Annotated in this window: 14 protein-coding genes and 1 tRNA gene; 8 read left to right on the forward strand and 7 right to left on the reverse strand. The window is 67.6% G+C overall.

From position 1 onward, the window contains the following. The first annotated feature begins 6 nt into the window (after positions 1–6). Complete coding sequence (locus tag VD964_RS10915; RefSeq protein WP_324868470.1) at positions 7–1,161, forward strand: divergent polysaccharide deacetylase family protein; 1,155 nt, start codon at positions 7–9, stop codon at positions 1,159–1,161. 121 nt (positions 1,162–1,282) lie between these two features. Then, entirely contained in the window at positions 1,283–1,861 is a 579-nt protein-coding gene (locus VD964_RS10920) for a hypothetical protein (protein WP_324868472.1), read from the forward strand. A 209-nt stretch (positions 1,862–2,070) separates the two neighbouring features. On the opposite strand, the gene VD964_RS10925 is transcribed toward VD964_RS10920, so the two are convergent. From VD964_RS10925 to rplU, 5 genes are all read right to left on the reverse strand, one after another. Continuing rightward, on the reverse strand, positions 2,071–2,727 hold the full coding sequence (locus tag VD964_RS10925) for an HAD family phosphatase (protein WP_324868474.1): 657 nt from the start codon (positions 2,725–2,727) through the stop codon (positions 2,071–2,073). 5 nt (positions 2,728–2,732) lie between these two features. Then, the gene (gene proB, locus VD964_RS10930) at positions 2,733–3,872 is read right to left on the reverse strand and encodes a glutamate 5-kinase (RefSeq protein ID WP_324868475.1); all 1,140 of its coding nucleotides are present in this window, start codon (positions 3,870–3,872) and stop codon (positions 2,733–2,735) included. Further along, positions 3,862–5,169, reverse strand: coding sequence for a GTPase ObgE (gene obgE, locus VD964_RS10935; RefSeq protein WP_324868477.1), 1,308 nt, complete (start codon positions 5,167–5,169; stop codon positions 3,862–3,864). The genes proB and obgE overlap by 11 nt, the downstream gene beginning before the upstream one ends. Positions 5,170–5,331: 162 nt before the next feature. Next, a complete protein-coding gene (rpmA, locus tag VD964_RS10940; RefSeq protein WP_149222246.1) occupies positions 5,332–5,616 on the reverse strand; it encodes a 50S ribosomal protein L27 in 285 nt (94 codons plus the stop codon). Between the two features lie 55 nt (positions 5,617–5,671). Then, on the reverse strand, positions 5,672–5,989 hold the full coding sequence (rplU, locus tag VD964_RS10945; protein ID WP_012974890.1) for a 50S ribosomal protein L21: 318 nt from the start codon (positions 5,987–5,989) through the stop codon (positions 5,672–5,674). A 208-nt stretch (positions 5,990–6,197) separates the two neighbouring features. On the opposite strand from rplU, the gene VD964_RS10950 reads away from it, so the two are divergent. From VD964_RS10950 to VD964_RS10960, 3 genes are all read left to right on the forward strand, one after another. Next, positions 6,198–6,287 (forward strand) — tRNA-Ser (locus VD964_RS10950). Between the two features lie 188 nt (positions 6,288–6,475). Further along, positions 6,476–7,138: a hypothetical protein gene (locus VD964_RS10955; RefSeq protein ID WP_324868481.1), complete on the forward strand. Its 663-nt coding sequence runs from the start codon at positions 6,476–6,478 to the stop codon at positions 7,136–7,138. Positions 7,139–7,302: 164 nt separating this feature from the next. After that, positions 7,303–7,902, forward strand: a complete 600-nt coding sequence (locus VD964_RS10960; RefSeq protein ID WP_324868483.1) for a PDC sensor domain-containing protein — start codon at positions 7,303–7,305, stop codon at positions 7,900–7,902. Positions 7,903–8,004: 102 nt separating this feature from the next. Here the strand turns inward: VD964_RS10960 and VD964_RS10965 are convergent, their stop codons facing one another. After that, positions 8,005–8,493, reverse strand: a complete 489-nt coding sequence (locus tag VD964_RS10965) for an Hsp20 family protein (protein ID WP_324868485.1) — start codon at positions 8,491–8,493, stop codon at positions 8,005–8,007. Positions 8,494–8,771: 278 nt separating this feature from the next. Between VD964_RS10965 and VD964_RS10970 the strand changes: the two genes are divergently transcribed. Beyond that, positions 8,772–9,194, forward strand: coding sequence for a DUF1465 family protein (locus VD964_RS10970; RefSeq protein WP_324868487.1), 423 nt, complete (start codon positions 8,772–8,774; stop codon positions 9,192–9,194). Positions 9,195–9,285: 91 nt separating this feature from the next. On the opposite strand, the gene rpmE is transcribed toward VD964_RS10970, so the two are convergent. Continuing rightward, complete coding sequence (rpmE, locus tag VD964_RS10975; protein ID WP_012974887.1) at positions 9,286–9,510, reverse strand: 50S ribosomal protein L31; 225 nt, start codon at positions 9,508–9,510, stop codon at positions 9,286–9,288. Positions 9,511–9,719: 209 nt separating this feature from the next. On the opposite strand from rpmE, the gene VD964_RS10980 reads away from it, so the two are divergent. Together VD964_RS10980 and VD964_RS10985 are read left to right on the forward strand one after the other, a co-directional pair. Beyond that, on the forward strand, positions 9,720–11,537 hold the full coding sequence (locus VD964_RS10980; protein ID WP_324868491.1) for an ABC transporter transmembrane domain-containing protein: 1,818 nt from the start codon (positions 9,720–9,722) through the stop codon (positions 11,535–11,537). Positions 11,538–11,601: 64 nt separating this feature from the next. Next, a complete protein-coding gene (locus tag VD964_RS10985) occupies positions 11,602–12,735 on the forward strand; it encodes an ABC transporter permease (protein ID WP_324868493.1) in 1,134 nt (377 codons plus the stop codon). Positions 12,736–12,739 lie beyond the last annotated feature (4 nt).

Below are 12,739 nucleotides of genomic sequence, written 5' to 3' on the forward strand. Positions count from 1 at the left end.
ACGACGGTGAAGGCTCCCGCTCTGCTCGGTCGTCTGCGGTTCGATGTCCGGGGCCTGCGCCCCGGGCTCGGCTGGCTGCGCCGCATCCGTGGCGGGGCGGGACCTCGCAAGCCGCTGTCCAAGCCGCTTCTGGGTGCCGTCGCCCTGGTGGCCGTCGCCTATGCCGGACTGGGCGGATGGCTCGCGTTGAACGCCGACGCGACGCGGGAGGCGTGGCAGGCGTCCATACCCTCGACCACGGTGGCGGTCGCTCCACTGCCGCCGCCGCCGAAGCCGGAGCCGAAGGTCGCTGCGCCGGCCGCGCCTTTGCCGACCGACGCCGCGCCGCTGCCCCTGCCGGGCGCCCCGGCGGCGGCGGTGACGCTGGTTCCGGCGCCGGTGCCGGGACTGGTGGAGGACAGCCGCAGCGGTCCGCTGCCGCGCATCGCCCAGGACGGGCGCAAGCCCTGGCAGGTCTATGCGCGGCCTTTCCCGGCGACCGACAAGCGTCCGCGTGTCGCCATCGTCATGTCGGACCTGGGCCTCAGCGGCGTCACCACCGGCAATGCATTGGCGAAGCTGTCGCCCGGCATCACGCTGGCCTTCCTGCCCTATGCCGAGCGGCTGGACGACTGGGTCGAGCGGGCCCGCACCAAGGGGCACGAGGTGATGCTGTCGGTGCCGATGGAGCCGCTGAACTATCCGCGGGACGATCCCGGCCCCAACGCGCTGCTGACCATGCTCGGCCCCGACCGCAATGTGGAGCGGCTGGAATGGTCGCTGGGCAAGGCGGTGGGCTATGTCGGCATCACCAGCACCACCGGCAGCAAGTTCACCGCCAACCCGGCGGCGATGCAGCCGGTGATCGACGCGCTGAAGGCCCGCGGCCTGCTTCTGGTCGATGCCCGTGCAAACCCGAAGAGCGTCGCCGGACCGCTCGCCAATCTGGCCGGCGTGCCGCGGGCGCTGGGCGACCGCATCATCGACCGCGACCTGTCGCGCGGCGCCATCGACGACCAGCTGCGCGAGCTGGAGGAGCTTGCCAAGACCAACGGTGCCGCCGTCGGCTTCGCATCCCCCTATCCGACGACGATCGAGCGCCTCAATCTGTGGCTGACCGCATTGGCCGACCGCGGCATCGCACTGGCCCCGGTTTCGGCGGTCGTCAACATCCAGAAGTAGCGTCTGCGCGCATTTCGGCCGATGCGACAACGCGCATCGGGTGATCGCCCGTGTGCGGCTTGCTTCACTGCGTCCGTTGCGAGAATATCTCCGCCAGATTTCGAATAGACGGAGAGGGCGGATGTATCACCCCGAAGCGCTGGAACCCATCGTCGCCTTCCTGCGCGGCATCGGCATGCAGGTGGAGTACGGCGAGGGCGGGCTTGGCGGCTTCCTGCCCGGCGTGAACATCCATGCCGGGGCGATCCATGTCGATCCCGAGACCCTTAAGGGACCGGGCGACCTGCTGCACGAGGCCGGCCACATCATCGTCATGCCGCGCCATTTCTGGCCGCTGCTGAACCGCAACGTGCAGACGGACATCGACAACATCCTCGCCGACCAGACCGCGCGCGACGGCGTTGCCGACCCGGTCCTGACCCGGGCCGCCCGCCAGGGCGAGTTCATGTCGCAGGCCTGGTCCTATGCGGCGATCCAGCATATGGGCCTGCCGCAGGAATGCCTGTTCTTCCCCGGCTCCTATCAGTACCACGAGTATGAGGGGAAGCACCCGATGCAGGCCTGGATCGAGCAGGGGACCCATTTCGGCCTGATCAATCTGGCGCAGGCCGGCTTCACCGGCTATGCGGGGATGTTCGCCTATATGGGCGACAACGGACTGGCACCGTTCCCGCAAATGGCGAAGTGGACGTTGGACTGAGGGGTCGCTGAAGGGAGCCCCCTCCCCATCCCTCCCCCGCATTCTGCGGGAGAGGGGGCCTGATACTTGCAGAGTTTATGCAAAGGGCAGCGGCAGTCCCCTCACCCGCAAAGCTCTCGCACATAGCTTCGCTTTGTGCTGACGCGGCAGGCGGACCATAGGTCCGCTGAGAGCGGGGGAGGGTTAGGGTGGGGGAAAACCGCAGCCCCTCACCCGCAAAGCGCATCCCAATCCAACGCCGCCGGATCCTCCACCAGATGGTCGACGGTGTCGAACACCACGGCAGGGTGCTGGGGCCAGGCGATGGTCAGCATGCCGGCGGCCTTGGCGCTGCGGGCGCCGGTGGGGCTGTCCTCGATCACCGCGCAGGCCTCCGGGGGCAGGCCCAGCATCTTCGCGGCCAGCAGGTAGGGCTCCGGATGGGGCTTGCCGTTGGCGACGTCCTCGCGGGCGATGCTGAAGCGGAAATGCGGGATCGACATGGCGCGCATGTTGGCGTCGACGATCATGCGCCCGCCGTTCGACACGCAGGCCTGCGCCAGCCCGCGGGCGGCGAAGGCCTCCACCAGGGCGAAGGCGCCCTCGCGCGGGCGGACCTGATGGACGCTGGCGACATACTGGGCGTTGATCTCGTCCGCCCAGGCGTGCAGGTCGATCGGGAAGGGGCGGCGGGCGTGCAGGGCGGCGTAGATCTCGCGAAAGGCGACGCCGTGCATCGACCGGCAATCCTCGTCGCTCAGCTCATGGCCGTAGCCGCGGCAGACCTCGACGGTGATCTGCTGGTGCCACGGCTCGCTGTCCATCAGCGTGCCGTCGATGTCCCACAGGATGGCGCGGATCGGGCTGCGGACCGGGTTGCGGATCATGCCGGTCACCGCACCACCAGATCGTCGCGGTGGATCATCTCGTCGCGCCCCTGATAGCCCAGGATCTCCGGGATCTCGGTGCTCTTGTGACGAAGGATCTTGCGGGCATCGTCGGCGCTGTAGGCGACCAGGCCGCGGGCGACCTCGCGCCCGTCCTGTGTGCGGACGATCACCACGTCGCCGCGGTCGAACTCGCCCTGCACGGCGGCGACGCCGGCCGGCAGCAGGCTGGCGCCGTGGGACAGGGCGCGCATGGCGCCGTCATCGACCACCAGCACGCCGGTGGCGTTGACATGGCCGGCGATCCAGGCCTTGCGCGCGCTGGTGGGTTCGGCCGAGGGCAGGAACCAGGTGCAGAGCGCGCCGCCATCCTCCGGCCGCCGTTCCAGCGCCGCCAGCGGGTTCATGCGCTTGCCCTTGGCGATGACCATGCGGCAGCCGGCCGACAGGGCGACGCGCGCCGCGGCGATCTTGGTCACCATGCCGCCGCTGCTGTAGCCGGGGGGCGGCTCGCCGGCCATGCCCTCGATCTCCGGCGTCAGTTCGCGCACGGTCGGGATGTGGCGGGCGTCCGGGACCTTGCGCGGGTCGGCGGTGTAGAGGCCGTCGATGTCCGACAGCAGCACCAGCGTGTCGGCGCTGACCATCTGCGCCACGCGGGCGGCCAACCGGTCGTTGTCGCCGAAGCGGATTTCGGCGGTGGCCACCGTGTCGTTCTCGTTGATGACGGGAACGGCGCCCAGCTTCAGCAGCGTGTCGATGGTGTTGCGGGCGTTCAGGTGACGCCGGCGCTCTTCCGTGTCCTCCAGCGTCACCAGGACCTGGGCGACGGTGACGTCATGGCGGGCCAGCGTTTCCTGATAGGCGTGGGCAAGGCGGATCTGGCCGGTGGCGGCGGCGGCCTGCTTCTCTTCCAGCTTCAGCGCCCGGCCGACGAGGCCCAGATGCTCCCGCCCGCAGGCCACGGCGCCGGAGGTGACGATCACCACCTCCTGCCCGCGCTTGCGGCAGGCGGCAACGTCGTCGGCCAGCGCGTCGAGCCAGTCCCGGCGGATTTGCCGGGTCTCCCCATCGACCAGAAGGGCCGAACCGATCTTTACAACCAGCCGGCGGGATTCGAGAAGGGTAGGGGCGTCAAGCGCCATGGCGGGAGGTTCCGTCCGTATCGTCGTCCGAGCCGTCCTCTTCGCCCTCCGGCTCCTCTCCGTCAAGGGCTTCGTCCGAGTCGGCATTGAGCTCTTCGCCGTCCAGTTCCTCGCCCTCTTCAAGGCCGCCTTCTTGGAGGTCGTCCTCCTCGAAGTCCTCATCCTCAAGATCGTCGTCCTCGCCGCCGACCCATTCGCCGGTTTCATCGTCCCACTGCATCTCGCCGTCGTCGGGCAGCTTCTGGCCGACCGGCGGGCGCGGGATGGACCGGGTCGCGGGGGCGTGGATGACCTCGGGCTCTTCCGCCTTCGATTCCTTGATGACCGTCAGCAGCCGGTACAGCACCTGCTTCACGCCGTCGCCGGTGGCGCCGGACAGCACCATCACCTCGGCGCCAGAGGCTTCCTCCAGCGCCTTCTTCTTCTCCTCGATCTCCTCGTCCAGCAAGGCGTCGGACTTGTTCAGCCCGATCACCTCCGGCTTGACGGCGAGGTTCCCGCCATAGGCCTCCAACTCGTTCCGGATCGTGCGGTAGGAGGCGACGACGTCGTCTGCCGTGCCGTCGATCAGGTGCAGCAGGATGCGCGAGCGTTCGACATGGCCGAGGAAACGGTCGCCCAGCCCATGGCCCTCATGCGCGCCCTCGATCAGGCCGGGGATGTCGGCGATGACGAACTCTTCGTCACCGGCGCGGACGACGCCCAGGTTGGGAGCCAGGGTGGTGAAAGGGTAATCGGCGATCTTCGGCTTGGCCGCGGTGGTGGCGGCCAGGAAGGTCGACTTGCCGGCATTGGGCAGGCCAAGCAGGCCGGCATCGGCGATCAGCTTCAGCCGCAGCCAGACCCACTGCTCCTGCCCCGGCCAGCCGGGGTGGAACTTGCGCGGCGCCCGGTTGGTCGGCGTCTTGAAGTGCGCGTTGCCGTGCCCGCCGTCGCCGCCGCGCAGGAAGACGCGGCGCTGGCCGGCCTCTGTCAGGTCGCACAGCACGGTTTCCTGGTTCTCGTCCAGGATCTGGGTTCCGACCGGAACGCGCAGGACGACATCCTCGCCGCGCGCGCCGTTGCGGTTGCTGCCCATGCCGTGATGGCCGCGCTGCGCCTTGAAGTGCTGCTTGTAGCGGTAGTCGATCAGCGTGTTCAGGCCGTCCGCCGCCTCGATGATCACGTCCCCGCCCCGTCCGCCGTCGCCGCCGTCGGGACCGCCGAACTCGATGAACTTCTCGCGCCGGAACGCCACGGCGCCGGGACCGCCGTCACCGCTCTTCAGGAAGACCTTGGCTTGATCGAGAAACTTCATCGGAGAACCTTGCCCGTAAACGGAAGGGAAACCGGCAGCGGGACGGTACCGGACTCAAAACGAAAATCGGGGAGCCGGTCGCCCGGTCCCCCGATCTTATCCCACAAGCGTGCAGGCCTGCGACACAGGCCGCGCAACGACCTCAATGGTTACTCGGCCCGATCACTCGGCGGCGACGGCCGGAACCTGGTCGTTGGCCGGAACGACGTTCACGAAAGTGCGGCCGTTCGAGCTGTGCTTGAAGTAAACTTGGCCGTCGGCCATCGCGAACAGGGTGTGGTCGCGGCCGAGACCGACGTTCTCGCCCGGGTGGAACTTCGTGCCACGCTGACGGACGATGATGTTGCCGGAGACGACGTTCTCGCCACCGAAACGCTTCACGCCGAGACGGCGACCGGCGGAGTCACGGCCGTTGCGGGACGAGCCGCCTGCCTTTTTGTGTGCCATGGGGTGTTGCTCCTAAACTGAAGATGCGCCTGAACGCCGGACCGGGAGACCCGGATCAGGCGGCGCCGTTGATGCCGGTGATGCGCAGGACGGTCAGGTCCTGGCGGTGGCCGTTCTTGCGGCGGTAGTTCTGGCGGCGCTTCTTCTTGAAGACGATGATCTTCGGGCCGCGATCCTGGGCGACGACCTCGGCGACGACCGAGGCGCCGGCCACGGTCGGGGTGCCGATGGTGGTGTTGCCTGCGTCGCCGACCATCAGCACGTCATCGAGCGTGATGGAGGCGCCAGCATCGGCCTCGAGCTTCTCAACACGGATCACGTCGCCATTGGCGACCTTGTACTGCTTGCCGCCGGTGCGGATCACTGCAAACATTGTCGTCACTGCCTATGTCAAAACAAACGGCGGGCTTCTCGCCCACCGTTCGATGCGCAAGCCCGTTCATGGGAGCGACGATCTATACTCAGGAGGGGCTCGGAGTCAACAGGGATGCGGCCCAAAAGCTTCGCATTTTTCTGCAAAAAAGGCTTGCACGGCCGCAGGCGTTTATATAGGTTCCGCCCACCCCGCCAAACGGGGCAGCGGATGGGTGGCAGAGCGGTTGAATGCACCGCACTCGAAATGCGGCATACCCTCACGGGTATCGGGAGTTCGAATCTCCCCCCATCCGCCATTCTCTCTCTTCTGAGAGAGGGAAGATAGCGGAAAGCGCCAGCCGGACCGGCTAGGCGCTTTTTTCATGTCCGCGTTCCGGCTTCGTCCGGTCGAGCTTCCCCTTTTTCGCCGCGCGATCGCGATGGCCTTTCCCCCGGCTGGATTGTTGGTCATGTCAACGCCAGCGACCGGAAGGGTGCCGCCGCCATGAACACGCTCAGCCGCCATGATGGGTGCCTGCGGTTTTCCTATGCGGCCGAGGGCGGTCTGCGGGTGGAGGGCATGCATGATCCGGTGGAGCAGGTGCTGATTCTGACGGTGAAGGCCCCGCAGGGGCGGGTGATCCATATGGATGCGATCCCCTGCGACGACCCCCGCGTCATCCTGGCGGCGCTACGCGAGTGGGGCGAGCCGCCGGAGGAGGTGCGCGACGCGCTGCCCGCGTTGGGCGGCAACACGATCCTGCTGGAGACGCGACTCGGCGACTCGGTACGTGCCTCGGTTCGGCGCCATGGCATGAGGGTGGAGGTCGTCTTCATCGATGCCGACGGCCGGCGGGTGGCGGAACTGAGGGCCGGCAGCCTCGAAGCGCTCGACGCCAAGGCAGGGGGGCTGCTGCGCCTGTCGCAGCGGACGCGTGCGGTGCTCAGCGCCTGGCTGTCGGCGGAACCGCTGTGGCTGGCGGCATTCCTGTTGGGCGGTCCGTTCCTGGGGGCTCTGCTGATCGTCTTCGGGGCACAGGTGTCGCCGGAGCAGGTGCTGGTCACCGCCTATGCCGGGGCCGCCGGATTGGTCGCGGCCTTCGAACTGCTGCGCGCCGGCTATGCCGAGTGGGTCCTCGCGCCGCCGGACAGCTTTCCGCGGCAATGACGCCCTGCCGGGTCTTACCCGTAGCCGAGCCGATATGCGGCATTTGATCTGTATCACGGATCTTCCGTTTGACGGAAAAACAAGGCCCGGTGCTGTGGCACCGGCACCGGGAGTCCGACCATCGCCACGCCCATGATCGGGCCAAACGACTGGGAGGACATCACATGACGCAGACTCGATACTGGATTGCCGGCTGCGCGATTTCCCTGCTGTGCGCAGGCACGCTCTCCATGGCATCCGCCGCGGACCCTGCCCTGGAAGGAACTGTGCGCAAGGCAGTCAGCCAGCAGGCCCAGCCCTGGCTGAGCGACCCGGCGGTGGTGGGAGCGGTCAAATCGCAGAACACCAAGAATGCCGGTATCGCCCAGGCGAAGATCGACGAGATGGACACCCAGTGGAAGGCGGCGGCCAAGGCTGGCGGTGCCAATCCAGCCTTCGATGAGGTCTCGTCGAATGCGGTGTCCAAGCAGCTGAAACAGGTCGTCGCCGGCAGCGGCGGCAAGATCGTCGAAATCCTTCTGATGGACGATCACGGACTGAATGTCGCCCAGACCGCGGGAACCTCCGACCTCTGGCAGGGCGACGAGCCGAAATGGCAGAAGGTCTTCACCGGCAATGCCGATCTTTACATGACCGACCCGGAAAAGGACGCCAAGACCGGCGCCATGCTGACCGAAGCCAGCGTTCCGGTGATGGACCCTGCCGGAAAGCAGAAGATCGGCGTGGCGATGATCGTGCTGGACACCGCTAAGCTGGGCCAATAGACGCCGCGAAGACCCGCGGTTCGACAAAGGAAACGGCGCCCCGGACGGTCCGGGGCGCCGTTCTCATGTCCGCGTCATGCACGGACGGACCGCGTCGGTGCGTCAGGCCGCCTGCTGGGTCAGGGCGGGAGCCGGAGCGGGCGCTTCGACCTGCACCGTTTCGCTGCCGGCGGCGGTGACGATCGGAATGCTCCGCGGCTTCATCGCTTCGGGTACCTCGCGTGCCAACTCGATGTGCAGAAGGCCATTCTGAAGAGACGCGCTGGTCACCTTGATGAAGTCGGCGAGCTGAAAGCGGCGCTCGAACGCGCGGCCGGCGATACCCCGGTAGAGGAATTGGCCGGTCGGCTCGTCCTTCTTAGCTTTACCCGTGACGGTCAACGAGTTCTGGTGAGCGGTGATGTTGAGGTCGTCCAGGCCAAAGCCGGCAACGGCCATGGTGATCCGGTACGAATCCTCGCTCAGCTTTTCGATGTTGTAGGGCGGGTAGGATGCCGCCTCGTCACCGGTGGTCGCGGTCTCCAGCAGACGCGACAGGCGGTCGAAACCGACGGTGGAACGGAACAGCGGCGAAAGGTCGTAGCTGCGCATGACATATCCTCCGATAGAGCGATACGGCCGTCGAGGACCACGGCTTCGGTCGGTCCTCATAGGGCTGGGCCAAGGGCCCGGTTGATGGCGGACCCCTGATGGGCATCCGCCGGACGAGCGAGAGATAATCGACGCTCTGTCCTGTTCAAGAGGGCGGCCGCACAAACTCGGGTGAAACCCCGCTTGGGGTTACCGGATACCGCCCAGTCACCAATTGTTAATCAGTTGCGGCAAGGCTCAAGCTAGGGCCGTAAGTCCGCCGGAGGGGGCCGACGACCATGACGCACACCTTCTTCTTCAACGGTCCCTATGACGAGACCATGGCCCTCTTGATCGAGGCGCGGAATTACATTGCCTACCACGACGCGGCCGAACACCGGAAGTTGCCGCCGCAGGTTCGTTTGCAGATCTCCTACGAATCGATGCGGGTGACCAGCCGCCTGACCCAGGTGATGGCCTGGCTGTTGGCGCAGAAGGCCGTGCATGCCGGCGAGATGTCGAAGGAGCAGGCGGCGAGCGAGGATTTCGCGCTGTCCGGCGGCGAAATCTGTTCCGATCCCAGCGGTCCCGACAACGAGGATTTGCCGTCCGGCCTGCGCAGCCTGCTGGAGCGCAGCCACAGCCTGTACATGCGCGTCCATCGGCTCGACGCCATGGTCCGCGCCGACGTGGAGCGCGAGGCCGCGGCGGCGGTGGGGTGACGGTTTCCGCCAGATCATGCACAAACGAAAAGGGCGTCCGAACCGGTCGGACGCCCTTTTCGCATCGGCAGGATAGAAGCGCGAGAACCGCTTACTTCTTGAGGCCGAAGTTCGCGAAGCGCTTGTTGAACTTGGCGATCTGCCCGCCGGTGTCCAGCAGCTTCTGCACGCCGGTCCAGGCCGGGTGCGACTTCGGGTCGATGTCGAGGCGCAGCGTGTCGCCCGGCTTGCCCATGGTGGAGCGGGTCGTGAACGAGCTGCCGTCGGTCATGACCACGGTGATCTCGTGATAGTCGGGATGGATGTCAGTCTTCATGGCCGGGGTTCCTGCAAAGCGAGCGGCGTCTATACCAAAACACCTCCGCCGGCGCAACCCTGGAATCGCCGCTCATTCGAGGCATCCATGCCAGTATCCACGGGCGGTTTCCGGGCGGCTTCGCCCGTCGGTCGCCTTGTTGGGGCCTTTCAACCACGCTATATGGCAGCGATCCGCAGCAATACTCCCAACAGACAAGCGGGAACAGCGTGGCTCGCCAACCCTCCCCCGACCTGATCGCCGCCTCCACCCGCGGCGAGGCGGATGCCCGCCGCCGCGACCTTGGGCCGCTGCGGCGGCTGGTGCCGTTCCTGCTTCCATACAAATTGCGCATCCTGGGCGCGATGGTGGCGCTGACCGTGGCGGCCGGCACCGTGCTGGGGCTGGGGCAGGGGATGCGGGTGCTGATCGACCAGGGCTTCGCCGGCGGCGACACCTCGCTGCTCGACCGGGCGCTGCTGGTGCTGCTCGGGGTGATCGCGCTGATGGCGGCCTCCACCTATGGGCGCTTCTACCTGGTCAGCTGGATCGGCGAGCGGGTGGTCGCCGACATTCGGCGCGCCGTCTACGACCACGTGCTGACCCTGTCGCCGGGCTTCTTCGAGACGACCAAGACCGGCGAGATCCTGTCGCGCCTGACCACCGACACCACGCTTTTGCAGGTGGTGGTCGGATCGTCCGCCTCCATCGCACTCCGCAACGCGCTGCTGTTCCTGGGCGGTACCGGCATGCTGCTGATCACCTCGCCCAAGCTGACCGGGCTGGTGGCCCTGGTGGTTCCGCTGGTGGTGGCGCCCATCGTGTTCTTCGGCCGCCGGGTGCGCAAGCTGTCGCGCGACAGCCAGGACCGCATCGCCGACGTCGGCTCCTTCGTGGAGGAGACGCTGGCCGCCATCCGCACGGTCCAGGCCTACACTCACGAGGCCATCGACCGCGCCCTGTTCGGCAAGCGGGTGGAGGAGGCATTCGACGTCGCCATCCGCCGCGTGCGGGTGCGGGCGCTGATGACGGTGATCGTCATCGTGCTGGTGTTCGGCGCCGTCGGCATCATCCTGTGGATCGGCGGCCATGACGTGGTGGCCGGGCGGCTGACGCCGGGCGAGTTGTCGGCCTTCGTCATCTATTCCGTGGTCGTCGCCGGGTCGGTCGGCGCCATCAGCGAGGTGATCGGCGACCTGCAGCGCGCCGCCGGCGCGACCGAGCGTCTGTTCGGCCTGCTGGCCATCGAGTCGGAAATCCGCGCGCCGGCCGCGCCCAAGCCGCTGCCCACCCCGGCGGCGGGGGCGCTGTCCTTCGACGCCGTCCGCTTCCATTACCCCTCGCGCCCCGACTGGGCGGCGTTGGAGGGCTTCTCGCTGAACGTGAAGCCCGGCGAGCGGGTGGCGCTGGTCGGCCCGTCGGGAGCCGGCAAGTCGACGGTGTTCCAGCTTCTGCTGCGCTATTACGACCCGCAGGCCGGTTCGGTGCGGCTCGACGGCGTCGAACTCCGCGACGCCGATCCGGTGGCTGTGCGCCGCCGGCTGGGCCTCGTCTCGCAGGACCCGGTGGTCTTCTCAGCCAATGCCTGGGAGAACATCCGCTACGGCCGCCCCGACGCCTCGGATGCCGAGGTGCGCGCCGCCGCCGAGGCCGCCCATGCGCTGGACTTCCTCGACGCGCTGCCGGAGGGGCTCGGCACCTTCCTGGGCGAGAAGGGCGTGCGGCTGTCGGGGGGCCAGCGCCAGCGCCTTGCCATCGCCCGCGCCATCCTGCGCGACCCGCCGGTGCTGCTGCTGGACGAGGCGACCAGCGCGCTCGACGCCGAGAGCGAACGGATGGTGCAGGACGCGCTCGACCGGCTGATGCACGGCCGCACGACTCTGATCGTCGCCCACCGGCTGGCGACGGTGCTGAACGCCGACCGCATCGTGGTGATGGACAAGGGCCGCGTGGTGGAGACCGGCACCCATGGCGAACTGGTGGCGCAGGGCGGTCTCTACGCAAGGCTGGCGGCGCTGCAGTTCGACCGGGCGGACGGGGTGGCGTAGGGGCGTCGACGCCTCCATCCAACCGCGCTACCCTCCCTTCACTCCCAACCGGCGAGGCAGTGCGATGGCGCGGATATCGGCGGGCCGGCTGATGGCGGTGATGGTGAAGGAATTCATCCAGATGCGGCGCGACCGGCTGACCTTCGCCATGATGGTGGGGGTGCCGATCCTGCAGCTGATCCTGTTCGGCTTCGCCATCAACTCCGACCCCAAGGCGTTGCCGACGGCAGTCCTGGTCGCCGATTCCAGCCCCTTCGCCCGGACGCTGGTGGCGGCGATGGAGAACTCCCGCTATTTCGCCATCACCCGTGTCGCGACGTCGGAGGCCGAGGTCGACCGGCTGCTGGCGGAGGGGGAGGTGCAGTTCGCCGTCACCATTCCCACCGGCTTCGCCCGCGACCTCCATCGCGGCACCCGCCCGGTGCTGCTGGTGGAGGCCGACGCGACCGACCCGGCGGCAACCAGCAACGCGCTGTCGGCCCTGTCCACCATCGCGCGGCAGGCATTCAACCCGGACCTGACCGGACCGCTGGCGGACTTGCGCGCCGACCCCGATCCGGTGGAACTGCGCATCCATCGCCGCTACAACCCGGAAGGCATCACCCAATACAATGTCGTGCCCGGCCTGATGGGCGTGGTGCTGACCATGACCATGGTGATGATGACGGCATTGGCCGTCACCCGCGAGCGCGAACGCGGGACCATGGAGAACCTGCTGGCCATGCCGGTCCGCCCGTTCGAGGTCATGCTGGGCAAGATCGTTCCCTTCGTCGCCGTCGGCTACGTCCAGGTGCTGCTGATCGTGGTGGCGGCGCGGCTGCTGTTCGACGTGCCCATCGTCGGCAGCCTCGGCCTGCTGTCCGCCGTGCTGATCCTGTTCATCGCCGCCAACCTCGCTGTCGGATTCACCTTTTCCACGCTGGCGCGCAACCAGCTGCAGGCGATGCAGATGTCCTTCTTCTTCTTTCTGCCGTCGATGCTGCTGTCGGGCTTCATGTTTCCGTTCCGCGGCATGCCCGGATGGGCGCAGGCGGTGGGGGAGCTGCTGCCGCTGACCCATTTCCTGCGCATCGTCCGCGGTATCCTGCTGAAAGGAAACGGGCTGGCCGAGATCGCGGCGGAGGTGCTGGCGCTCCTCCTGTTCCTGACGGTGGTGACGGTGGTGGCGCTGAGACGCTACCGCCAGACCCTGGACTGAACAC

This window comes from Azospirillum sp. (assembly GCF_035628975.1).
Taxonomy (GTDB): domain Bacteria; phylum Pseudomonadota; class Alphaproteobacteria; order Azospirillales; family Azospirillaceae; genus Azospirillum.

Bases quoted from the DNA above. Each gene is read 5' to 3' on its own strand.
- VD964_RS10955 (WP_324868481.1), top strand. From the start codon at position 6,476: ATGAACACGCTCAGCCGCCATGATGGGTGCCTGCGGTTTTCCTATGCG.
- VD964_RS10960 (WP_324868483.1), top strand. From the start codon at position 7,303: ATGACGCAGACTCGATACTGGATTGCCGGCTGCGCGATTTCCCTGCTG.
- VD964_RS10985 (WP_324868493.1), top strand. From the start codon at position 11,602: ATGGCGCGGATATCGGCGGGCCGGCTGATGGCGGTGATGGTGAAGGAA.
- VD964_RS10965 (WP_324868485.1), bottom strand. From the start codon at position 8,493: ATGCGCAGCTACGACCTTTCGCCGCTGTTCCGTTCCACCGTCGGTTTC.
- VD964_RS10925 (WP_324868474.1), bottom strand. From the start codon at position 2,727: ATGATCCGCAACCCGGTCCGCAGCCCGATCCGCGCCATCCTGTGGGAC.
- rpmA (WP_149222246.1), bottom strand. From the start codon at position 5,616: ATGGCACACAAAAAGGCAGGCGGCTCGTCCCGCAACGGCCGTGACTCC.
- rpmE (WP_012974887.1), bottom strand. From the start codon at position 9,510: ATGAAGACTGACATCCATCCCGACTATCACGAGATCACCGTGGTCATG.
- proB (WP_324868475.1), bottom strand. From the start codon at position 3,872: ATGGCGCTTGACGCCCCTACCCTTCTCGAATCCCGCCGGCTGGTTGTA.
- VD964_RS10970 (WP_324868487.1), top strand. From the start codon at position 8,772: ATGACGCACACCTTCTTCTTCAACGGTCCCTATGACGAGACCATGGCC.
- VD964_RS10920 (WP_324868472.1), top strand. From the start codon at position 1,283: ATGTATCACCCCGAAGCGCTGGAACCCATCGTCGCCTTCCTGCGCGGC.
- rplU (WP_012974890.1), bottom strand. From the start codon at position 5,989: ATGTTTGCAGTGATCCGCACCGGCGGCAAGCAGTACAAGGTCGCCAAT.
- obgE (WP_324868477.1), bottom strand. From the start codon at position 5,169: ATGAAGTTTCTCGATCAAGCCAAGGTCTTCCTGAAGAGCGGTGACGGC.